Below are 20,644 nucleotides of genomic sequence, written 5' to 3'. Positions count from 1 at the left end.
ATGTTGAAGTCTCCTGCCCCGGAAACTCGCGAAGCCTCGCATCTGTTTTATCTATCCAGCCTGCGCCGGCCGATGATCGACCGCGCCGAAGGCATCTACATGTGGACGCAGGATGGCCGCCGCTTCATCGACGGATCGAGCGGTCCGATGGTTGCCAATATCGGCCACTCCAATCGCAACGTGCTCGACGCGATGAAAAGGCAGATGGACCGCGCCACCTTCGCCTACCGTCTGCATTTCGAGAACGAACCGGCAGAGGAGCTCGCGCGGCAGCTGGCGGCCAAACTCCCTGAAGGCATGGACCGCATCTTCTTTGTCTCCGGCGGCTCGGAAGCGACCGAATCCTGCATCAAGCTGGCGCGGCAATGGGCGGTCGCCACCGGCCAGCCCAGCCGTTGGAAGGTGATCTCGCGCTTTCCCTCCTATCATGGCGGCACGCTCGGCGCGCTCGCCGTTACCGGCGACGATGCGCTGTCCGAAACATTTGTGCCGATGATGCAGATGATGCCGACCGTGCCGGCGCCCATCGCCTGGCGCGACCGCGACAATCTTTCGATGGAACAGCGCGGCATCCGCTACGCCGACATGCTGGAGGAAAAGATCCTCGCCGAGGGACCGCAGAGCGTGCTCGCCTTCATCATGGAGCCAGTCGGCGGCGCTGCCACGGCAGCACTGGTGGCGCCCGACAGCTACTATCCGCGCATCCGCGAGATCTGCGATCGCTACGGCATCCTGCTCATCCATGACGAAGTGATGAGCGGTGCCGGCCGCACCGGAAAATTCCTCGGCGGCGACCACTGGAACTGCAAGCCCGACATCGTCGCGCTGTCGAAGGGGCTGGGCTCTGGCTACGCGCCGCTCGGCGCGCTGGCGGCACCGATGCGGCTGGTGCAGCCATTGCTCGCGTCGGGCGGCTTTCAGCACGGCCACACCTACGCCGGCAACCCGCTCGCCTGCGCCGCCGGGCTCGCCGTACTCGGCGAAATGGACCGTCTCGGCCTGATCGCCAATGCGGCTGACATGGGCGAGCTTTTGATGGACGAGTTGAAGCGATTGGCGAAGCGGTTTCCATTCATCGCCGACGTCCGTGGCAAGGGCCTGCTCACCGGTGCCGAGATGCTTGCGGATCCCGACACTCTGAGGCCGATCGAGCCTGCAAAGAAGGCCACCCAGCGGCTGCTCGACCTCGCCTATGAGCGCGGCCTGATCATCTACGGACGCAAGGTCAAGGGCGGCGTCGACGGCGACAATTTCATGGTCGCGCCGCCGATGATCGTCACCGCCGCGCAGATCGGCGAGATCATATCCATCATCGGCGACTCGCTCGAGGTGCTGGCCGGCGAGCTCGACCTGCCGGTCGAAGGCTGAGAGGCGAACCATGGCGTCGCGAAAAGTCATCATCACCTGCGCCGTCACCGGGTCGGTACACACCCCGTCGATGTCGCCGCATCTGCCCGTGACGCCGGACCAGATCGCCGCAGACGCGATCGCCGCCGCCGAGGCCGGCGCTTCGATCCTGCATCTTCATGCCCGCGACCCTAGGGATGGGCGGCCGACCGCCGACCCCGAGGTGTTCATGCAGTTCCTGCCGCGCATCAAGCAGGCGACCGACGCGGTGATCAACATCACCACCGGCGGATCGTCGCTGATGACGCTCGACCAGCGGCTGGCCGCGCCGCTCAGGGCCGAGCCGGAAATGTGTTCGCTCAATATGGGTTCGATGAATTTTGCGCTATTCCCGATGCTCGAGCGGCCGCGAGAATGGCAGCACGAATGGGAGCCGAAGCTGCTCGAGGCTACCCGTGACACGATCTTCAAGAACACCTTTGCCGATATGGAGACGGTGCTGGAAAAGCTTGGGCGCGGCTGTGGCACGCGTTTCGAATTCGAGTGCTACGATGTCGGCCATCTCTATTCGCTTGCGCATTTCCGCGACCGCGGGCTGGTGTCGGGACCATTGTTCATCCAATTCGTGCTCGGCATATTGGGTGGTATCGGCGCCGATCCAGAAAACCTGATCCACATGAAGCGCATCGCCGACAAACTGTTCGGCGACAGCTACCAGTTTTCCGTGCTGGCGGCCGGACGCCACCAGATGCCGATGATCTCGATTGCGGCGGCGATGGGCGGCAATGTCCGCCTCGGGCTGGAGGACAGCCTCTACGACGGGCGCCAGCTCGCCAAGTCCAGTGCCGACCAGGTCCGCCGGATCCGCGGCGTGCTCGAAGGGCTGTCGCTGGACGTCGCAACGCCGGCCGAGGCACGGCAGATGCTGGCGCTCAAGGGCGGCGACCGCGTGGCGTTCTGAGATGCGGCCGTGACCAACCCACCGTCAAGAGACATTGTCATCCGCCCCGGCCGGGTCGAGGACGTCGAAACCATCCACGCCGCGCTCCTACGGCTCGGCGCGCATGTCGGCGCACATCAGGAGATCACCTCGACAGCTCAGGATCTCCGCACCTATGGCTTTGGCGAAAAGCCTGCCTTCTCGACCTTGATCGCCGAAGTCGGTGGCGAATTTGCCGGGCTTTGCCTGTATTTTCCGATCTTCTCGACATGGATGGGACGGCCCGGCGTCTATGTGCAGGACCTCTATGTCGAGGACCGTTTTCGTGGCCGCAGGATCGGCGAGCGCCTGCTGCGCCGGGTGGCGGCGCAGTGCCGGAAGGCAGGCGGCGTCTATCTCAGGCTGTCCGTCGACACCGACAACAAGACCGCCAAGGCTTTTTACGAACGGTTAGGCATTGGCTGGTCGAGCTACGAGCAGGTGCAGAAGATCGTCGGCGACGCCTTTTTCGCCTTTGCCGATGCACCGGAGGAGCCAACATGAAAGCCTTCTATGCCGAAGAACAGAAGCGCCACTACCCGAAGGCGTTCCTCTCAAGCGGCGCGCCGCAGCCCAATCCGGAAAAGCCGGAACGGGTCGAGCGATTGTTAGCCGGCACCAAGGCTGCCGGCTGCACGATCGAACGGCCGCGGGATCACGGGCTCGGCCCGATTGCGGCGGTGCATACGCCGGAATATCTCGATTTTCTCCAGCATATCTTCGCCCGCTGGCAGCGCATCGAGGGCGCCTCGGCCGAGGTCATCCCCAATATCCATCCGATCGCGCGGAACGGCTCCTATCCGGCCTCGGCGGTCGGCCAGGCCGGCTACCACATGGCCGACACCGCCTGCCCGATCTCCGGCGAGACGTGGCAGAGCGCGCTTTGGAGCGCCTGGAGCGCGGTTGAAACCGCCGAGGCGGTGATGTCGGGAGCGCCGGCCGCCTATGCGCTGTGCCGGCCGCCCGGCCATCACGCCTTTGCCGATGTCGCCGGCGGCTTCTGCTTCATCAACAATTCGGCCGTCGCTGCACAGGTTCTGCGCAAGCAGGCGGCGCGGGTGGCGATCCTCGATGTCGACCTGCACCACGGCAACGGCACGCAAGGCATCTTCTATGCCCGGCCGGACGTGCTCACCGTGTCGCTGCATGCCGACCCGGTGCGCTTCTACCCGTTTTTCTGGGGCTATGGCGACGAGCGCGGCGAAGGCGCCGGCCTCGGCTACAATCTCAACCTGCCGCTGCCGCGCAAATCCGGCGATGCAGCGTTCCTCGAAGCGCTGGAGGCATCGTTCCAGCGCATCAACACCTTCTCGCCCGATGCGCTTGTGGTGGCGCTGGGGCTAGATGCCTTCGAAGGCGATCCGTTCGGCGGGCTGTCGGTGAGCACGCCTGGTTTTTCGCGCATTGGCGAGGTGATCGCCGGGCTCGGCCTGCCAACGGTCATCGTCCAGGAAGGCGGCTATCTCTGCGACGAGCTCGGCGACAATCTCACCGCCTTCCTCACCGGTTTTGGCGGCGCCCACAAGCGATGATCCGCCCGCGAGGGCCGCTCAGGATCATTCCTGCCTCAGCATGGCGACAACGCGGTGCACGCTCTCCAGCGTCGCGTCGATTTCGGCTGAAGTGTTGTAATGAGCGATGCCGATGCGCACCACGCCCTGCTCGGCCGGAATGCCGAGCTGGTGGACGATCTCCCAGGCGTAGTTGTGGCCGGACCACAGGAAGATGTTTTCCGCATTCATCTGCCGCACGATCGTCTCCGGCACGATGCCCTCGACGGTGAACGACACCGTCGGCACGCGCTCATTGATCCGCTTCGGATCGGTGATGCCGTGGATGGTCAGGCCGGCAATATCCGACAAGCCATCGATCAGTTGTCGCGTCAGCGGGTTCTCGTAAGCGATTGAAACTTCGAAGGCCTTGGCGATTTTCAGCCGACGCGATCCTTGCGCGCCGGCTGCCGCGCCCAACTCGGCAAAATAATCGACAGCTGCCGACAGGCCGGCCATCAATTCAATCTGCGGCGTGCCGAGCTCGAAGCGCTCCGGCAAGGCATTGGACGAGCAACGGCATTTATACGGCTTAAGCGCATCGATAACGTCCAGCCTGCCCCACAAAATCCCCATATGCGGGCCGAAGAACTTGTAAGCCGAGCAGATCAGGAAATCGCAGCCGAGGTTTTGGACGTCGATCAGGCCATGCGGCGCGAACTGGACGGCATCGACGTAGACCAACGCACCAGCCCGCCTGGCGATGCCGGTCAACGCCTTCACCCGGTTGATCGACCCGGTGAGATTGCTGGCGTAGTTGAGCGCGACGAGCCGCGTCCTCTCGGAAAGCAGCGCGGCGAGCGCCGCCTCTTCGATCTGCCAGCTCTGCTGGTCGAAGGGCAGCCAGCGCACGACAAGGCCAAGGTCTTCTGCCAGTTGCAGCCAAGGCGAGACGTTGCCCTCATGGTCCATGCGGGTGAGGATGATCTCGTCCCCGGGCTTCATCGTGCGGCCGAGCGTTCGCGACATGTGGTAGGTCAATGTCGTCATGTTGGCACCGATGATAATTTCCTGCGGGCTCGCAGCGCCGAGAAAATCCGCCATCGCCAGATGGGCCTCGTCCACGATGTTTTGTGCGGCAACGGTGGTGTCGAAGAAGCCGCCGAGGTTGGCATTCGTGGTCAGCAAGCAACGCGATACTGCGTCCGCCACCGACTGCGGCACCTGCGTGCCGGCAGGATTGTCGAGATAGATGCGCCGGCGGCCCTTGTCGGTCAGCGACAAGGCCGGAAATTTCGCGCGCACCGCGTCGATCCGGAAGTCCATGGCTGTTCCCCCTCCTTATGACGATCGGACAACCACGTCCCGACGCATCAAGGGCACGGATTGCCAACGCGCTGGTGGATCGCATCAACGGCTTTCTGCATGTCCTCGGTCCAGACCACGTCGGCGGAAGAGAGCGCCATTTCGAGTTGCGAAATGGTGGTGGCGCCGATGATGTTCGAGGTGACCAAGGGCCGGTTCGAGACATAGGCATTGGCAAACAGCGCCGGCTCCATGCCGAATGTGCGCGCCAATCGGTTGTATTCGAGCTGCACCTCGGCAGCATTCGGAGTCTCGTAGCGCTGGCCGCGGTTGAACAACTGCGAGCGCGAGCCCTGCGGCCGCGCGCCATGATCGTATTTGCCGGTTAAATAGCCTTGCGCCAGCGGCGAATAGGCAAGCAGCGACACCTGCTCGCGCTCGCAGACTTCGGCAAGGTTCACCTCGAAGGTGCGGTTGACGAAATTATAGGCGTTCTGCACGGAGGCGACGCGCGGACCGAGGCCCTTGTCGGCTTCGCCAATGAAACGCATGACGCCCCAGGAATTCTCGTTCGACAGGCCGAAATGGCGGATCTTGCCGGCCTTCACCAGTTCATCGAACACGGCAAGCGTCTCGGCGATCGGCGTCTCGCCCTCCGGCACGCCGGCGGCATCGGAGCGTCGCGGCACGGCGCCGATCCGGTTCGGATTGGCGCCCCACGGCACGTCGCGTTCCGGCCAATGGATCTGATAGAGGTCGATGTAATCGGTGTTGAGCCTGGCCAGCGATTTCTCGACTGCGTCGAAGATATCGGCGCGCACCAGCTTAGACGGGCGGTCGCCCCGAAACCAGGTGTTAGCGGTGCGACCAACTACCTTCGAGGCGATGATCACCTGGTCGCGATTGCGCTTCTCCTTCATCCAATTGCCGATGAATGTCTCGGTACGGCCTTGTGTCTCCGCCTTGGGCGGGATCGGATAGAGTTCGGCGGTGTCGATGAAATTGACGCCGCGAGCAAACGCCAGATCCATCTGAGCGTGACCGTCCGCCTCGGTGTTCTGCTGGCCCCAGGTCATCGATCCGAGGCAGATTTGCGACACGAAAAGATCGGTCTGGCCGAGACGGCGTTTGTGCATGGAGTTTCTCCGGCGGGAATTTTGCGCGGCTGCGCGAGGAGGAAGCAATAGCATACAGGAAAGCGTCGCCCGCTTCCAAGCCCACGGATGGAAGGTCAGACGACTTTCCCGGGACGCCGGCGGACAGGGTTTATCCCTGCGGCTAATAAAAAGCCGGACTGCATTTTCATGCAGTCCGGAAGTTCGCCAGGAATGGCGAGGAAAAAACCGGCCAAGTGCCGGCATAGACGCCTACGGTCAAAGCGCCGCAGAAGTTTCGCCGGACCAGCCGAATTATGTCAAAAAAGATCAGGGCAGCATGGCTGCCATGCGAATGCTGCACTGCACAATCGTCATGATCTGCTTATATTGACCGCCTTGGAGGTTCAATAAGGGGCTTGAATCATGGGATTCTTCACTGAAATGTTCGCTCGTCCGCGTCCGCGGGAACAGCTGCGCTATCGAGCGGCGCTGGCGCTGCTCCATTCGATGAGCAATGCCGATCGCGCCGATATCGGCGTCAAGCCGGCCGATTTCCCGCGCATCGCCCGGGAAATGTCCCTGCGCTAAACAACTGTGAGATATCCGCCGTGGCGGATATCTCCCGAGCGGATCTCAACGCGATCCGAGGAAGATCGACTTGCCCAATGGCACGCCGTTGTGGCGCAGGATGTCGTAGGCGGTGGTCAGGTGGAAATAGAAATTGGGCATGGCGGCATGCAGTAGATACTGCATCCCCGGCATCGAAACGTCGCGTCCCGCAAGCCGCAGTTCGACTATCCTGTCATCTGAACCATCGAATTCGGCCGCCGAAAATGTCGCGAGATAATCGAGCGTCTTGGTAAGGCGGGCCTGCAGATCAGCGAAGTTCGCCTCATTGTCCTCGTATTTTGGCACCTCGCGTCCCGCAAGCCGTGACGGGGCGCCTTTGGCGTGATCGGTGGCAATCTGTACCTGCCTGGTCAGGGCAAACATGTCCGGCGCCAGCCTCGCCGTCAGATACACCTGCGGATCAATCTTGCGATCAGCCGCATTTTGCTCGGCAATGTTCAGCACATTGGCTAGTGCCTTCAGCCTCGCCGAAAATACCGGCACGGATGCTTCATACATTGATATGGTCACAAGAAATCTCCACGCGGCCCGACTGCCGAGGGCGAGAGGTAGCGCCTTCGCAGGCGATTGTTCAAGCGTCACCACGTCGCCGCAATCGATATGATAGGATTTTTCATCGAGTGGAGGTTCCCGATGAGACGCGCCCTTTTTGCAGCGACCGCTTTTGTGTCTCTTGCCATTGCCGGCCAATCGGCGCTCGCCGCAGACGCGCCTTATATCGATGACAGGTCGAATGCCGAAGCGGTCATCCGGTCACTTTATAGTGCCATCAGCCGGCACGAATTCGCGCGCGCCTGGGATTATTTCGGCGACACCAAGCCGGCCAAGGATTTCAATTCCTTCGTCAAAGGCTATGACAGCACGGACACGGTCGAAGTCAAAACCGGTGGCGTATCCGAAGACGGGGCTGCCGGCAGCATCTACTATAGCGTTCCGGTCGCCATCCGGGCGACGGCCAAGGACGGCAGCGAAAATGTCTTTGCCGGCTGCTATACGCTGCGCCAGATCAACGCCTCGATCCAGGAACCGCCATTTCGCTCGATCTTCATCGATAAGGGTGCGCTGAAACCCTCAAAGGCCGATTTCGAGGATGCGGTGCCGGCAAGCTGCGGCGAAGGACCGCCGCCGCCGAAGAAGGACGCAGCGCTTGAGCAAGCCAAAAAGGCGTTTGCCGCGACTTATGGCGACCAGTGTGACAAGGATCTTTTGGCGCAGGAGCCGGACATTTTCTCGATCCACTATAAGGGCAAGGATGCGTCTGCCAGTGATCCCGAAAGCGAAACGCGGCTTTTCCATTTCGCCTGCTCGGCCGCGGCCTACAACGAAAACTCGATCTATTACATGAGCGACGACGTGCTTGGCGTGAGACAATTGCAGTTCGCCGAACCTGAGATGGACATCCGCTACGAGAACAATGACAGCGACGGCAAATTGCTGGGCATGACCATAGTTGGCTTCCAGACCTCCGGCTGGGCAACTAATTCCGATTACGACGAAGAGACCAAGACGATCACCAGCTTCAACAAATGGCGTGGCATCGGCGATGCCTCTTCATCAGGGACCTATCTGTTTCGCAACGGCGATTTTTCCCTGGTCCAGTACGATGTCGACGCGTCTTATGACGGCGAGGAAAATCCGCAGACGGTCGTCGACTACAATACCGCGCCTTAGGGAGCCTTCGACAACATCCAATTGAGCGTGCCGCGCCAGTCGGTCATGCGGATAGGGGTGCCATGCGTGCCGGTCTCGAAGCGGACGAAGCGGGTCGGATAGGCTTTCGATTTGGCCAGAATCGATCGGAAGAAGGCTTCCTGTTTCTCGATTGGAAACACCGGGTCCTTGCTGCCCTGGCCGAAGAAGACCGGCACACGACGCTTGAAGGCGGGGCTTGAGAAGAAACTCTCGTCCCATAGCGAGCCGAGCAGCAGCAGCCCGTCGATGCGCCCGCCGGTGTCATGGCGGGCGGCCAGCTTCCAGCATATTGAGCCGCCCATCGAGCCGCAGGCGACGAAGATTTTTGCGCTCGGCGATTGTTCGGCATAGTGGTTGATCAGCGCGGCGATCTGGGTGGCACCGGTGTCGCCGAAATCGGAAAAATCCGGCGACAGATAGAGGCCGCCATTGCCGGCCATCAGGTTCTTGATGCGGTTGAAATTGCCGCCGAAGGTGAAGTCGTCGCTGCCCTGCTTACGGCTGCCGCCCTGCCCGTGCAGATAAAGCACGATGATGCTGGCGCCCCCGGTCTTGCCGACGGCAATGTGGCGGACATCGCCTGCATCGGTCGGCAGCAAGAGATCCTGCTGCACCTTACGCACGCCGGTGTCGGTGTATTGCGCGTGTACACGACGCTCAGGCACTTCGTCACGAGCGTTGATGTCGCGCAGCTCACGATAATCGACAACCGTATAGGCGCCGTTGCTCTCGGACGAGAGCGTGCCCGGGTAGGCGAACAGATCGTCCTTGAAGGGTTTGAGTTCGAGAGCATTGGCGTAGGCGGCACAAGAGAGCGACAAAAGAATCGCCATCAGCAGGGCCGGGAGGCCGGAGGAAGGCAAGCGGAACCGGAAGCAGGAACGAAAGGCCATCCCTCAGCCATGCGTTTTTCGGCTTCGGTTTGTCAATCCTGCAGCACGCCGCCGGCGCCTTCCAGCGCCTCGCGCGTGTCGACGTCGACGGCTGCCCCTTCGCCGATCTCGACATCGATGACATCGAGCCCTTCGGCCTCGACCAGATGGCGGGCGCCGGTATCGCCTTCGAGGTGAGCGATCGCGGCAAACAGCGAACGCGGCAGCAGCACCGGATTGCCGCGCCGCCCGTCGTGCGAGGCCCGCACCACCGATCGGCCTTCGGACCTGCGGAACGCCTCAATCAGCCTGTCGAGGTCGGCCGACGCGACGCCAGGCATATCGCCGAGGACAATCATGGCGCCGGCGGCGTCGCCGGAAATCTTGGCGATGCCGGCCTTCAGCGATGAAGACAGACCCTCGCCGAAATCCGGATTGTCGGCGAGGGTCACATCGAGGCCAGACAGTGCATCGCGCACGCGCTCGCGCTGGTGGCCAGTGACGACGATAGTGGCCCCGGCTTTCGAACCGACCGCGCGTTCGGCAGTGCGACGGACCAGCGGCTTGCCATCGAAGAGCGCCAACAGCTTGTTCGGCCCGCCCATGCGGCTGGAGCGGCCGGCGGCCAGAAGCACGATCTCGACCTTTGGTTCGGCTTTGGCCGGCAATGGCTCGCGCGGCTGCGGCCGCGTCGGAATTTCCATCAACAGCCCGCCGACACCCATGCCGGCAATATCCCTGGCGGTCACGTCGAGACCGGCGATCAGCCGGTCAAGCACCCAGTCGAAGCCGTTCTCCTTGGGACTGCGGGCGCAGCCCGGCGCACCGATGATGCGCTTCCCGCCTAGAGTGCCTAGCACCAGCAGATTGCCGGGATCCACCGGCATGCCGGCGCGGATGACAGTGCCGCCTGCCTTTTCGATAGCAGCGGGAACGACGTCGCCGAAATCGGCCATCGCCGAGGCGCCGAAGATAACCACCATATCGTTGTCGCGGATCAGCGAGGCCGCAGCCTCGGCGACGGGGATAATTTCATGCAGGGTTCGACGCTCCGCCGTCAGCCTGCCGCCCGAACGCGTCAGGCGCGCTTCGGTGACGCGCAGCGTCTTGTCGAGCACGCTGGGTTTGATGCCGGGCAGCACCGTCTGGATGACGCCGACGCGCACCGGCTGATAGGCGTTGACCGCAAATATCTCGCCGCCGGCGCAGATCCTTGCCACGGCATCGACCAAAGCGGAGGCGACCGCAAATGGGATGATCTTCACCGTTGCTACCATCTGACCTTTTTCGACCGGCGCATGCTGCGCGAGCGTGGCGATGGTGATCGTCGGATCGACGGCGTTGATGGCGTTGATCATCGCCGCGTCGACGGTGAACATGCCGGCAGCCTGCGCGTGGAGGTTGACCCTACCTGTCGCGGCGGGCTTCGCCTCGATGTTGCGATGGATCATGGATGCGGCAATCTTGTCGGCGGCGACGTCCTCGCTGAGATCATCGGGCGCCAACACCGCCGCTACGACCTCGGAAATGCCAGCGGCCTTCAACAGGGACACATCCCCGGCGCTTAGCCTGTGCGCCTTGCGGAAGCGGCGCTCTCCGACTGTGGTGGCGTGCGCAAGCACTGCCCCTTCGGCCGTATCGATCGCAACGGGACCAAATTTCACGCGACCGCGCCTTTGGATTCGAGGCCGCGGGAGCGAAAGGCGTGGATCGCTTGCGCCAACACCGCGACGGCGATCTCGGCCGGGCTGGCAGCCCCAATGTCGAGGCCGATCGGGGCATGAATGCGGGCGATCTGGTCGGCGGTCGCTCCCGAAGCCAGCAGGCGTTCCACACGTTTGGCGTGGGTCTTGCGGCTGCCGAGCGCGCCGACATAGAAGCAGCCGGCGTCGAGCGCCGCCTTCAGCGCGAAATCGTCGATCTTCGGATCGTGGGTGAGAGCGGCCAGCGCCGTATAGCTATCGAGCGGCTGACGCGTTAGCACATCCTCTGGCCATTCGGCATGCAGCGCGATATCGGGAAAACGATCGGGCGTGGCAAAGGCCGTGCGCGGATCGATGATCTCGACAGGATAGCCGGCGATCCTGGCCATCGGTGCCAGCGCCTGGCTGATGTGGACGGCGCCGATCACCACCAGGCGCGGCTGCGGCAGATGTGCGTTGAGGAAGAAGGTCCGTCCCTCAGCTTCGACCGAACCGGAATTGCCCGTGCGAAATGCCTTGGCGATGGCCGCCCCGAGTTCGCCGGCTACCCGGTCGCCCTCGCGCACGACACGGTCGCGGCCGTCGCCGAGATCGGTGACCAGGATTGCCGCGCGGCGGGCGCGGCGTTCGGCGTTGAGTGTCTTCAGCGCATAGGGATCCATTCGAGATCAACCCAATCTTTCTACATAGACCCTGATGCGGCCGCCGCATGACAGGCCGACTTGCCAGGCGGTCTCGTCTGCGACGCCGAATTCGAGCATTTTGGCCTTGCCGCTATCGATAACATCGACCGCCTCGGCGACCACGGCGCCTTCGACGCAGCCGCCCGAGACGGAGCCGTGGAAATTGCCTTCGGCGTCGATGACCAGGTGGCTGCCGACCGGGCGCGGCGCCGAGCCCCAGGTCTCGACCACGGTGGCAATGGCGACATCCTTGCCGTCCTTCATCCAGCCCTCCGCGATGATCAGCGGGTCGCGGGCCTCATCGAGATAGATACTGCGTTCCATGATTTTCTCCCTGGCAGACATGTGGTTATGCGACGCGCTTCACGCCAGCCTCGATCCACGGGCGCGCGTCGACCGAACGCATAAAAAACAGCACGGTTGCCAGCGACCGGTCCGCCACATAGTCCGCACCGGTCAACAGATCGAGCGTCTCGTCGATCGTCCGCGGCGCCGGACGCGGTTTTCAACTCGGTCATCCTGTCTTCGCCGACGCGGCCATCTGAAAGCCTCTACAAAGCGTGGTAGCCGCGGTTGTGATAGATCAGCGGCCGCAAATTATCGCCGATGCGCAAACCTGTAACCTTGCCAAAAAGCACACGGTGGGTGGCCAGATCCTTGGAGTCGATCAGTTCGCAGTCGAAGACGGCGAGCGCACCCTTCAGCGTCGGCGCACCGGTCGAGATCACATCCCATTCGGCCAATGCGAAACGCTCCTCGACCGGCAGGCCGGTAATGCCGGAAAAGCCGATCGACAGCGGCTCCTGATCCGAAGCCAACGTGTTCAGGGCAAATTTGCCGTTTTCCACGAACGGCTCGTTCTTGGGATTTTCACGATTGAGGCAAACCAGGATGGTTGGCGGCGTATCCGACACCGAGCAGGCCGCGATCACCGTCGCGCCGCGCCTGCCGGCAGGGCCATCGGTGGTGATTACATGCACATGGCCAGCAAAATGGGCCATCGCGTCGCGGTAGGCCTGCGGCCCGATGTCATTCTTCTTCAGCACCGATGATTTTCCACTAGTCAGAACCAACCGTTATATATGGGGGGATATTGCAGGCCACAAGCGAAGTGCTTGACCTATATCCCGAATTCGCGTGTTGCGCCAAAGCTGGCCAGCCTTTAGGTCTTGACGGCATTGGCGCCGGCAGAACACGCGATCGGCTCGGAGGAATTCTTCGCTCGCATGCGACGTTGGACAACCACAATAGCGGTGCTGGCCTGGCTCTCGGTCGCCGGCAGTGCGAGCGCCGAGACGCTGCGGGTCGGCGTCGCGGCTCCTTTGTCGGGGCCGTCGGCGATCCTCGGCAAACAGATCGAGGCCGGCGCGACAATGGCGGCTGAAGCTGACGGTACCGAGATCAGGACGATCGATGACGCCTGCACGGCCGACGGTGGCGCCGCCGCCGCGCGGGAATTCACCGCGGCCAAGGTCAACGTCGTCATCGGGTTTTTGTGCACCGACGCAATCGAGGCGGCTCTGCCGATCCTCAAGGGTGCCGGCATACCGGTGATCACAGTCGGCGTTCGCACGGAAAGCCTGACCGACCGGCGCGCCAAGACCGGATGGCCGATCTATCGTCTCGGGCCGCGCGGCGACGACGAGCGCAATGCCGTCGCTGCCATCCTCACCCGCCTATGGCAGACCGAGCTGTTCGCCATCGTCGACGACGGTACGATCTATGGCCGCGAAATGGCCGAGACATTTCGGGCAGCCGCCGAGCAAGCGGCGCTGAAGCCGGTTTTCGTCGACACGTTCCGGCCGCAGCTCGACAACCAGATCGGCCTGATCGGCCGACTTAGGAAAGCCGGCGCAACGCATGTCTTTGCCGGCGGCGACGGCGATGATGTCGCCATTATGGGCCGGGATGCTGGCCAGCTACATACCGGCATGGTGTTTGCCGGCGGCGAAGCGTTGCGCGCGCCGCTCGGCGACGTGCCTTATGCCGACGGCACGCTGATGATCGCGCCGCCCGAATGGGTCGATGTCGCCGACCCCAAGGTGCTGCAGAGCTTTGCCGGACAAAACATCGTGCCGGAAGGTTACACGCTGCCCGCCTATGCCGCGGTCGAGATCGCCAAGTCGGCTTCAGCATTGACGCAAAGCTCCGGCGAGAGGCTGGCCAACGTGCTGACCGCGCATGACTTCACCACGGCGATCGGACCGATCCGCTTTGACGAAAAAGGTGACCTGACGCAAAATCCTTATCGAGCCTTCCGTTTCGACGGCGGCCGTTTCGTGCCGGCGGAGAGCCAATGATGTCCAGCACAGGGATGTTCCATACGGGTCCGCGCAATCTCATCACCGACGTCGCCGGCCTGCGTGTCGGCAATGCGGCGAATGCCAAGCTGAAATCCGGTGTGACCACCGTCATCTGCGACGAACCGGCCGTGGCCGGCGTGCAAATCCTGGGCGGTGCGCCGGGCACCCGCGAAACCGACCTGCTCGAGCCGCACAATTCGATCCACGCCATCCATGCCGTGGTGCTTTCGGGCGGGTCTGCTTTTGGCCTCGACGCCGCGTCGGGGGTGCAGGCGGCACTGCGTGAAAGGGGCATCGGCGTCGAGGTCGGCGGCTTTCGCGTGCCGATCGTGCCGGCGGCGATCCTGTTCGACCTGCGCAATGGCGGCGACAAGGATTGGGGCCGGTATCCGCCTTACCGTGACCTTGGCTACGAAGCCGCGCAAGCCGCTGCGATAGACTTTGCGCTCGGCACTGCCGGCGCAGGTAGCGGGGCTTTGAGTTCCGGCCTGAAGGGCGGGCTCGGCTCGGCCTCGACAGTGCTGGACAGCGGCGTCACCATCGGCGCGCTCGCCGCCGTCAACCCGACCGGCTCGGTGACGGTCGCAGGGACCCGCCATTTCTGGGCGGCGCCGTTCGAGATCGGCGACGAGTTCGGCGGGTTAGGCTATCCCCACCCGATGCCTGACGATGCCAGAAAGGTCCTGCTGAAGTTCCGTGACAAGCATGCGGCAGAACAGGCGGAAACCGGCGCCAACACGACCATCGCCGTGATCGCCACCGATGCGGTACTCACGAAGGCCGACGCCAAACGTCTGGCGATATCGGCGCATGACGGCTTTGTCCGTGCCATTTGGCCGACACACACGCCCGCAGACGGCGATCTGGTCTTCGCGCTGGCAACGGGCAAGAGCGGCATCGAGCTCGGGCTCAACGATGCAATCGATCTCTACGCCGCGGCCGGCGCCACGATGGCACGCGCCATCAGCCGCGGCGTCTTTGCCGCGACGCCGGCCGAGGGCGATCTGTTCCCGGTCTGGTCGTCGCGCTGAACGCGCAACGCTCATTCGGGTGAGCCGTAGTCAGACTGGATTATGATCAGGTGGGTTCGGATTTTTCTTCCTCGAACGTGACCGCAACATCCGAGTTTGCCGACAGCCGCACCTTCTGGCCCTCGACCTCGGCGACAAGGCTGAGAGGAATGAAGTGGTGATGGCCCCTGTGAGCGCCCTCGCCGCTGTCGCGCTTGGTCAGCTTTATGCGATCTCCGTCAACCTTGTCGACGGTACCGACATGGACGCCGTCGGCGCCGATCACTTCCATACGTTCGCGAATCTTGGCTGCATCAATCATTGGGGGTCTCCCTTAGAGCGCCGCGCGTCCCTTTGAACGCGCAAAGGACGCTCTAAACATTTTTGAATCAATGCATCGCGCCTTCCGAAAATCGATCCTGATTTTCGGAAGGCACGATGCGGTGAAGTTGCCGACAATAACAAACGACGGCCGGATTGGATGCATCGACTTTGTGTTTCAGTCAGCACGATCTTTTGACGGCATCGTGATAGGAATTTGAGGGCGTCGACCGTCGGAATGGAAAGCCCCATGCGAAATCTTGCCCTGTTTGCAGTCTGCCTGCTTGCCCCGCTTGCAACTTTGGCCGCCGCCTTCGCAGGCGATGTCGCCGAGCTTGAGATCCTCGGCTTCAGCAGTGATGGCGGGGTCTTTGCCTTCGAGGAATACGGCGTCCAGGACGGATCGGGATTTCCCTATGCGACACGCTATTATATCGACACGGCCGACGACAGTTTCCTGAAGGGCTCGCCGATACGTGTCCGGCTCGACGACGAGAATGCCACGGTGGCCGCAGCGCGGCTGCAGGCCCGGCAAAGGGGCGAAGCGATCGTCAGTCAGGCGGAACTCACGGCAAATCGCGGCATCACCGCCGGCTTCAACCCGGTGACCGAGCTTTCTGCCGATCCCTTCCGCATGGTGGTCAATCCGCGCCCGATCTTCTCGCCGGTCGACGATCCGCTCGAGTTCCGGCTCGACCAGATCGGCATGAATGACACCGAACGCTGCCAGAGCCAGGGCGAGATCAACGGCTTTCGCCTGCTGCGCATCGAGGCGAAGGATGGCGGCCAGACGAGGATCATTCACGAGGACAAATCGATCCCGCAAAGCAGAGGCTGTCCGAATGGCTACCAGATCGGCGCGGTTCAGACATTTTCGCTGGATAGCCTCAGCGCCTATGCCGTGCTGATCGCGGTGCGCCAATACGGCTTCGAAGGGCCGGACTATCGCTGGATCGCGGTAACCGGTCGCCTGTGACGTTCCCCGCCATGCGCTATCGCGCTCTGCGCCGTCTCCGCCGTGCTCTGCCGTCGCTGCGCACCGCATTTGCCGGTGCCTTGCTGTGGGCGGCAGCGATGGGCGCCAGCGCGCTGCTCAATCTGCTGCAGTACGATTGGGAGACCCCGGCAAAGATCCGCTTCGTCTCGCTGCTTTATGCTGCCGGCGGTGCGCTGGCTTTCCCGATTGGGCTTCTCCTGGCGCGGCTCGTCTCGCTCGGACGCCACTGGGAGATCGCCCTCGCTGCCGCCTTCGTTTGCCTTCTCGCAGCGACGATCGCCGTCACCGGCGGCCTCTTTGGGCTGCAATACCGCTCCTACTATGTCCAATGGCATGCGCCTGCGTTCACCATCACCTGGATTTTCCAGTTCGTGTTCACGATGTTGACGGCACTCTATCAGTTCGTCGTCCTCGGCATCCGGCTGTATTTTCCGCTCGGTTTCGTTGCACTCGCTGTCGCCAGTGTCTGGTTTGCGCGCCAGCAACGTTGAGCATTTTGCCTGCCTCTGTTAGGACGCGGGCAAATGCTCTCACAAGTCAGGACCGACTGATGATCCCTCGCTACTCCCGGCCGGAAATGGTGGCCATCTGGTCACCCGAAACCCGGTTCCGTATCTGGTTCGAGATCGAGGCCTACGCCTGCGACGCATTGGCCGAGCTCGGCGTCATCCCGAAGGAGGCCGCCAAGACCATCTGGGAGAAAGGCGGAGCGGCGAAGTTCGACGTCGACGCCATCGCCGAGATCGAGCGCGTCACCAAGCATGACGTCATCGCCTTTCTCACCCATCTTGCTGAATTCGTCGGGCCGGATGCCCGCTTCATCCACCAGGGCATGACATCCTCCGACGTTCTCGACACCTGTTTTGCCGTGCAGCTCACCCGCGCCAGCGACATCCTGCTGGCCGACATTGACGGGCTGCTTGCGGCGCTCAAGCGCCGCGCCTTCGAGCACAAGGACACCATCACCATCGGCCGCAGCCACGGCATCCATGCCGAGCCGACCACCTTCGGCGTCAAGCTGGCGCAGGCCTATGCCGAATTCTCGCGTTGCCGCGAGCGGCTGGTGCACGCACGCGAGGACATCGCCACCTGCGCCATCTCGGGTGCGGTCGGCACCTTCGCCAATATCGACCCCTATGTCGAAGAATATGTGGCCAAGAAACTCGGACTGAAGCCCGAGCCGGTGTCGACGCAGGTGATTCCGCGCGACCGCCATGCGATGTTCTTCGCCACGCTCGGCGTCATCGCCTCGTCGATCGAGCGGCTGGCGATCGAGGTGCGCCATCTGCAGCGCACCGAGGTACTCGAAGCAGAAGAGTACTTTTCACCCGGCCAGAAGGGCTCGTCGGCGATGCCGCACAAGCGCAACCCGGTGCTGACCGAGAACCTCACCGGCCTTGCCCGCATGGTGCGCTCCTTCGCATTGCCGGCAATGGAGAATGTGGCGCTCTGGCACGAACGCGACATCTCGCATTCCTCGGTCGAGCGCATGATCGGGCCCGACGCGACGGTGACGCTCGATTTCGCGCTCTCACGCCTGACCAGCGTTGTCGACAAACTGCTCGTCTACCCCGACAACATGCTGAAGAACATGAACAAATTCCGTGGCCTTGTGCATTCGCAGCGCGTGCTGCTGGCGCTGACGCAAGCCGGTGTTTCGCGCGAGGACGCCTACCGGCTGGTGCAGCGCAACGCCATGAAGGTGTGGGAGCAAGGCGCTGATTTTCTTGAGGAACTTTTGGCCGACAAGGACGTTGTCGCAGCCTTGCCCGAGGCCGAGATCCGCGAGAAATTCGACTTGGGCTATCATACCAAGCACGTCGATACGATCTTTAGCCGAGTGTTTGGAGAAGCCTGATGATTTCGTCGGCCGGAGATTTCGATTTCCTCGCCCTGCCCGGGCGCGGCAATTCCGGGCCGGATCATTGGATGTCGCATTGGTGCCGGGTGTTCCCCAATTCGAGCCGCGTGCTGCAGGCCGAGTGGGACCGGCCAAAGCCTGAAGACTGGATCGGCCAGGTGGATGCCGCGGTGGCCGCCGCACCGCGCCGCGTCGTGCTGCTTGCGCATTCGCTGGCGGTGGCGACGGCGGTGAAGTGGGCTGCCGGCGCCAGTCAAAGCCAACTCGACAAGGTCGCGGCGGCATTCCTGGTCGCCGCGACCAATGTCGAGGATACCGATCCTTCATTCGACGCGGTGCGCCCGTTCGCGCCGATGCCGCTGAAGCGCCTGCCCTTCCCGACATTGGTGGTGGCGAGCCGCAGCGACCCACGCGTCACCTTCGACAAGGCGACCGCCTTTGCCGGAGCCTGGGGTGCGGACATCGCCGATGCCGGCGATCTTGGCCATATGGGAAACGAGGCCCGCCTCGGCTTATGGCCAGCGGGCCTGCTGATGCTTGGACGCCTGCTTGAGAAGGCGAACCTCTAGCCTACGCCTTACCGGGAACCGTCCTTATCACCGTGCCCCACGGATCCTCGCGGGTTGTCTCGCTTGCGGCATTGTCCGAACGCATCTCGACCCAGGCCAAGCCGGAGCGGGCGGGATCGCGGCGACCGGCGCCCGCGCTCTGCCACGCATTTGCGCCAATGTGGTGATGATAGCCGCCGGACGACAGGAACACCGCCGCGCCACCGTACTTTGCCACTGTTTCGAAACCGAACTCCTGATGCCACCATGCTTCGGCTTCTTCCGGCCTGCCGACCCGCAAATGGACGTGGCCGATAATGCTGTTTTCCGGCGCGCCCTGCCAGCCGGCGTCACCGGCCGGCACTTCGGCAATGACCGACGGAATGTTCAGCCGCTCCGTCGCCATCGCGATCTTGTCGCCATTCCATTTCCAATCCTGGGGGCGGCGGTCGGCATAGATCTCGATGCCGTTGCCTTCCGGATCAGTCAGATAAAGAGCCTCGCTGACCAGATGGTCGGATGCGCCCTCGATGCCGATCTTACCGGCGATGGCGTGATTGATCCAGCGGCCGAGATCGGCCCGGCCGGGTAGCAGGAAGGCGGTGTGGAAAAGACCGGCGCTGCGCGGGTCATCGGGTTTCGCAGCCGGATCCGCTTCGATGTCGAGCAAAGGGCGATTGACTGCGCCGAGCGTAATCGTGCCGCCGGAGCGGGTCAGTTCCTGCAAACCGACGACTTTGCGATAGTAGGCAGCGAGATTTTCTGCATCGCGCGCCCGCAAGCCGACACGGGCAACGCTGACCGGGGTCGTCGCGGCAAAAGGCAGTTCGCTCATCAAAGTGCTCCGTTCAGCCGGCGCTCGACAAGCTTCCAACGAAGGAACCCGGCGCCATCAATCATTCTACGCCGTGTCCGTGCCAAAATCTCGGAACAGCCATTCTTTCTCAGCGACAGATCGTCGATCGCGATCGTTCACACAAGAGCGCAAGAAGCGAACATGGTGTTCACAATAGCGAGCAGAACCGGGCTGATGAGAGGCCGTTTGCGTGTCGCTGTTGAGTTCATACCCGGTTGCACCCGACAGCGCCTCTCGCTACATGCGCGCCATGAAAGTCAGGGAAGCAGATATTCTCATCGTGCCGGGCTACACCAATTCCGGCCCCGATCATTGGCAGAGCCGCTGGCAGTCGAAACTATCGACAGCGCGCCGCGTCGAACAGACGGAATGGTCGAAGCCGGTGCGCGAGGATTGGACGGCCGGTGTCGCCAAGGCCGTTAACGAGGCCGAGCGGCCGGTCGTCATTGTCGCTCACTCGCTTGGCGTCGCCGCGGTCATCCAGGCATTGCCTCGGTTCGAGCGACCGGTCGCCGGCGCTTTCTTCGTGGCGCCGCCCGATGTCGCCAACCCTGAGATAAAGCCGAGGCACCTGATGACCTTCGGCCCCTACCCGCGTGACCCGCTGCCATTTCCGTCGGTGGTGATCGCAAGCCGCAACGACCCGTTCTGCGCCTTCGGCGTCGCCGAGGACATTGCCGCGGCGTGGGGCTCGCTGTTCATCGACGCCGGCGATGCCGGTCATCTCAACGCGGATTCCGGCTTCGGCCCCTGGCCCGAAGGTTCGATGACGTTCGCGAAATTCCTGACGGATCTCTAGAGCGGTTCACCGTTTCACGGAAACGGCGAACCGCTCTAGCTCTTTGTTTTGACGCATTCCGGACGGAAACCGTTTCACACTTTTCCTGGAATTGCTTGTCTTATGACTTTCGCTGCCGAATGGGTCAGAAAGGAACGCTGAGAGAGGGTAG

General features: G+C 62.8%; 23 protein-coding genes and 1 pseudogene. 13 read left to right on the top strand and 11 right to left on the bottom strand.

Translation table 11 applies throughout. The features are described 5' to 3' along the window. The 4 genes from NKI39_RS31700 to NKI39_RS31685 are packed head-to-tail and all read left to right on the top strand — an operon-like array spanning position 1 to position 3,858. The gene (locus NKI39_RS31700; RefSeq protein WP_352501606.1) at positions 1 to 1,368 is read left to right on the top strand and encodes an aminotransferase family protein; all 1,368 of its coding nucleotides are present in this window, start codon (positions 1 to 3) and stop codon (positions 1,366 to 1,368) included. A 10-nt stretch (positions 1,369 to 1,378) separates the two neighbouring features. Next, entirely contained in the window at positions 1,379 to 2,308 is a 930-nt protein-coding gene (kce, locus tag NKI39_RS31695) for a 3,5-dioxohexanoate:acetyl-CoA acetone transferase (RefSeq protein ID WP_352836831.1), read from the top strand. 9 nt (positions 2,309 to 2,317) lie between these two features. Beyond that, positions 2,318 to 2,830, top strand: a complete 513-nt coding sequence (locus NKI39_RS31690; protein WP_023674747.1) for a GNAT family N-acetyltransferase — start codon at positions 2,318 to 2,320, stop codon at positions 2,828 to 2,830. Continuing rightward, positions 2,827 to 3,858 (top strand): histone deacetylase family protein, encoded by a 1,032-nt coding sequence (locus tag NKI39_RS31685; RefSeq protein WP_352836828.1) that lies wholly within the window; start codon positions 2,827 to 2,829, stop codon positions 3,856 to 3,858. The genes NKI39_RS31690 and NKI39_RS31685 overlap by 4 nt, the downstream gene beginning before the upstream one ends. 24 nt (positions 3,859 to 3,882) lie before the next feature. Here NKI39_RS31685 and NKI39_RS31680 read toward each other — a convergent pair whose 3' ends face one another. Both NKI39_RS31680 and NKI39_RS31675 read right to left on the bottom strand, forming a co-directional pair. Further along, positions 3,883 to 5,142, bottom strand: a complete 1,260-nt coding sequence (locus NKI39_RS31680; protein WP_352836825.1) for a cysteine desulfurase-like protein — start codon at positions 5,140 to 5,142, stop codon at positions 3,883 to 3,885. 47 nt (positions 5,143 to 5,189) lie between these two features. Next, positions 5,190 to 6,257: an aldo/keto reductase gene (locus tag NKI39_RS31675; protein ID WP_352836822.1), complete on the bottom strand. Its 1,068-nt coding sequence runs from the start codon at positions 6,255 to 6,257 to the stop codon at positions 5,190 to 5,192. Between the two features lie 384 nt (positions 6,258 to 6,641). Between NKI39_RS31675 and NKI39_RS31670 the strand changes: the two genes are divergently transcribed. Beyond that, complete coding sequence (locus tag NKI39_RS31670) at positions 6,642 to 6,806, top strand: hypothetical protein (RefSeq protein ID WP_023674744.1); 165 nt, start codon at positions 6,642 to 6,644, stop codon at positions 6,804 to 6,806. Positions 6,807 to 6,851: 45 nt separating this feature from the next. On the opposite strand, the gene NKI39_RS31665 is transcribed toward NKI39_RS31670, so the two are convergent. Then, positions 6,852 to 7,358 carry a DUF1993 domain-containing protein gene (locus NKI39_RS31665; protein WP_352836847.1) on the bottom strand — a complete coding sequence of 169 codons (507 nt, stop codon included), beginning with the start codon at positions 7,356 to 7,358 and terminating at the stop codon, positions 6,852 to 6,854. A gap of 123 nt (positions 7,359 to 7,481) precedes the next feature. Here NKI39_RS31665 and NKI39_RS31660 point away from each other — a divergent pair, with 123 nt between their 5' ends. Beyond that, entirely contained in the window at positions 7,482 to 8,519 is a 1,038-nt protein-coding gene (locus NKI39_RS31660) for a DUF1176 domain-containing protein (protein ID WP_352818137.1), read from the top strand. Here NKI39_RS31660 and NKI39_RS31655 read toward each other — a convergent pair. The 6 genes and pseudogenes from NKI39_RS31655 to NKI39_RS31635 all read right to left on the bottom strand — a co-directional run bounded on the left by NKI39_RS31655 (position 8,516) and on the right by NKI39_RS31635 (position 12,844). Continuing rightward, positions 8,516 to 9,373 (bottom strand): alpha/beta hydrolase, encoded by an 858-nt coding sequence (locus NKI39_RS31655; RefSeq protein ID WP_352772732.1) that lies wholly within the window; start codon positions 9,371 to 9,373, stop codon positions 8,516 to 8,518. The genes NKI39_RS31660 and NKI39_RS31655 overlap by 4 nt on opposite strands. A 92-nt stretch (positions 9,374 to 9,465) precedes the next feature. Then, on the bottom strand, positions 9,466 to 11,076 hold the full coding sequence (locus NKI39_RS31650) for an NTP transferase domain-containing protein (RefSeq protein ID WP_352836818.1): 1,611 nt from the start codon (positions 11,074 to 11,076) through the stop codon (positions 9,466 to 9,468). Then, positions 11,073 to 11,777: an XdhC family protein gene (locus tag NKI39_RS31645; RefSeq protein WP_352684212.1), complete on the bottom strand. Its 705-nt coding sequence runs from the start codon at positions 11,775 to 11,777 to the stop codon at positions 11,073 to 11,075. Before NKI39_RS31645 ends, NKI39_RS31650 begins: the two co-directional genes overlap by 4 nt. Positions 11,778 to 11,783: 6 nt before the next feature. Then, entirely contained in the window at positions 11,784 to 12,122 is a 339-nt protein-coding gene (locus tag NKI39_RS31640) for an XdhC family protein (RefSeq protein WP_352836815.1), read from the bottom strand. Between the two features lie 85 nt (positions 12,123 to 12,207). After that, positions 12,208 to 12,316, bottom strand: a pseudogene (locus NKI39_RS34400) (AAA family ATPase); the annotation flags it as partial. Positions 12,317 to 12,349: 33 nt separating this feature from the next. Next, entirely contained in the window at positions 12,350 to 12,844 is a 495-nt protein-coding gene (locus NKI39_RS31635) for a flavin reductase (protein ID WP_352836813.1), read from the bottom strand. Positions 12,845 to 13,024: 180 nt separating this feature from the next. Here NKI39_RS31635 and NKI39_RS31630 point away from each other — a divergent pair, with 180 nt between their 5' ends. Both NKI39_RS31630 and NKI39_RS31625 read left to right on the top strand, forming a co-directional pair. Further along, positions 13,025 to 14,098, top strand: coding sequence for a branched-chain amino acid ABC transporter substrate-binding protein (locus NKI39_RS31630; protein WP_352836810.1), 1,074 nt, complete (start codon positions 13,025 to 13,027; stop codon positions 14,096 to 14,098). 14 nt (positions 14,099 to 14,112) lie between these two features. Further along, complete coding sequence (locus tag NKI39_RS31625) at positions 14,113 to 15,132, top strand: P1 family peptidase (protein ID WP_352836844.1); 1,020 nt, start codon at positions 14,113 to 14,115, stop codon at positions 15,130 to 15,132. A 46-nt stretch (positions 15,133 to 15,178) separates the two neighbouring features. Here the strand turns inward: NKI39_RS31625 and NKI39_RS31620 are convergent, their stop codons facing one another. Then, positions 15,179 to 15,433, bottom strand: a complete 255-nt coding sequence (locus NKI39_RS31620; protein ID WP_352474015.1) for a DUF2171 domain-containing protein — start codon at positions 15,431 to 15,433, stop codon at positions 15,179 to 15,181. 249 nt (positions 15,434 to 15,682) lie between these two features. Between NKI39_RS31620 and NKI39_RS31615 the strand changes: the two genes are divergently transcribed. The 4 genes from NKI39_RS31615 to NKI39_RS31600 are packed head-to-tail and all read left to right on the top strand — an operon-like array spanning position 15,683 to position 18,859. Continuing rightward, a complete protein-coding gene (locus NKI39_RS31615; protein WP_352501595.1) occupies positions 15,683 to 16,408 on the top strand; it encodes a DUF2259 domain-containing protein in 726 nt (241 codons plus the stop codon). 11 nt (positions 16,409 to 16,419) lie between these two features. Further along, a complete protein-coding gene (locus tag NKI39_RS31610) occupies positions 16,420 to 16,920 on the top strand; it encodes a hypothetical protein (protein ID WP_352836807.1) in 501 nt (166 codons plus the stop codon). A 59-nt stretch (positions 16,921 to 16,979) separates the two neighbouring features. Then, positions 16,980 to 18,287: an adenylosuccinate lyase gene (purB, locus tag NKI39_RS31605; RefSeq protein ID WP_352836804.1), complete on the top strand. Its 1,308-nt coding sequence runs from the start codon at positions 16,980 to 16,982 to the stop codon at positions 18,285 to 18,287. Further along, on the top strand, positions 18,287 to 18,859 hold the full coding sequence (locus tag NKI39_RS31600) for an RBBP9/YdeN family alpha/beta hydrolase (RefSeq protein ID WP_352836801.1): 573 nt from the start codon (positions 18,287 to 18,289) through the stop codon (positions 18,857 to 18,859). The genes purB and NKI39_RS31600 overlap by 1 nt, the downstream gene beginning before the upstream one ends. 1 nt (position 18,860) lies before the next feature. Here the strand turns inward: NKI39_RS31600 and NKI39_RS31595 are convergent, their stop codons facing one another. Then, positions 18,861 to 19,673, bottom strand: coding sequence for a VOC family protein (locus tag NKI39_RS31595; protein ID WP_352836798.1), 813 nt, complete (start codon positions 19,671 to 19,673; stop codon positions 18,861 to 18,863). 271 nt (positions 19,674 to 19,944) lie between these two features. On the opposite strand from NKI39_RS31595, the gene NKI39_RS31590 reads away from it, so the two are divergent. After that, the gene (locus NKI39_RS31590; protein WP_352474656.1) at positions 19,945 to 20,493 is read left to right on the top strand and encodes an RBBP9/YdeN family alpha/beta hydrolase; all 549 of its coding nucleotides are present in this window, start codon (positions 19,945 to 19,947) and stop codon (positions 20,491 to 20,493) included. The last annotated feature ends 151 nt before the right edge of the window (positions 20,494 to 20,644 follow it).

Origin of the sequence: Mesorhizobium sp. M0664 (genome assembly GCF_040320565.1) — a bacterium.
Taxonomy (GTDB): Bacteria; Pseudomonadota; Alphaproteobacteria; order Rhizobiales; family Rhizobiaceae; genus Mesorhizobium.
Note: the sequence above shows the minus strand (reverse complement) of the source record. Positions and strands in the feature narration are given on the sequence as shown.